General features: G+C 59.0%; 1 protein-coding gene and 1 pseudogene. One reads left to right on the top strand and one right to left on the bottom strand.

What is annotated here, in order from left to right; all coding sequences use genetic code 11:
* Positions 1 to 346: hypothetical protein (locus HMPREF3149_RS13600; RefSeq protein WP_210385428.1), on the top strand; the 346-nt coding region annotated here is incomplete at its 5' end.
* A 210-nt stretch (positions 347 to 556) separates the two neighbouring features.
* On the opposite strand, the pseudogene HMPREF3149_RS07305 reads toward HMPREF3149_RS13600, so the two are convergent.
* Positions 557 to 883, bottom strand: a pseudogene (locus HMPREF3149_RS07305) (type I restriction endonuclease subunit R); the annotation flags it as partial.

Here is an 883-nt window from a genome sequence, read left to right as displayed (position 1 = left end):
TGACCTGCCGTGGTGGCTGCTGCTCATCCCGGGTCTGGGACTTGTCAAGATCATCGCCGACGGTTTCGATGGCGGCCACGATGGCGGCGATAACGTCAGCGATGGCGACCACGAGGGTGGCAATGACCACGGTGACGTGACCGAGGACAACGTCCGTGACAACGACGTCAAGGACGAGTCTGTCGAGGACGCCGGTCGCGGTGACCGTGATAAGAATGCCCTGGACGCTACTGCGCCGGAGGACGCTGGCCAGCCGCTGCCGTCCAACGCCGAGCGTGTCGAAATCAAGCACGTACCGTCTGGTGCGACCAAGCTTGAACCGGGCATGCAGAGCTACATTAAGTAGCCTGTAGCGCTAGCAGAACCTAGGTTCTGCAGGAAGCCCTCCAGTATGTGTATGCACACTGGAGGGCTTCTTCGTATTTTCGTTAAACGCTCGCGCCTAGCCGGTGGTGAGCAATGCGTCGCACTGTGTGCGCTTTTCGACGCCGCTAAAGATCGCCTTAGTAGCGTCCTTCTGGAACTTGCGGGAGCGCTTGAGCTGGTCGCGGCTGTTTTATTTGCCGAGACGCACCGCCTCCGGGAGGGTAGTCAACGTGCCCCAAGCAGTGACAATCATGTGCGCGGTTTCATCGCTGTTGGCGTCAACGCCCGCCATGGAGAAGATGTTGTTGACCTTTTCAACGGATTCGTCGAATGCGGTGCGCAGTGGTGAGTGCGGCTCCCCAATTCGAACCGTGGACTCAGGCACGTTTAGTGGGTCTGCTTTACCTTCAGTGACGCTCTGGTCTTCTTCTGCGGCCCGTTGTGCAATGGCCACACCCGCTAGGGTGATGCCTGTGAGGAAGTTCTCTGTTGCGCGGGGGTATCTAGTAACACCGTG

It is taken from the genome of Corynebacterium sp. HMSC05E07, from assembly GCF_001807225.1.
Classification (GTDB): domain Bacteria; phylum Actinomycetota; class Actinomycetes; order Mycobacteriales; family Mycobacteriaceae; genus Corynebacterium; species Corynebacterium singulare.
The sequence above is the reverse complement of the archived record's forward strand: the minus strand, read 5'-3'. Positions and strand labels throughout refer to the sequence as shown.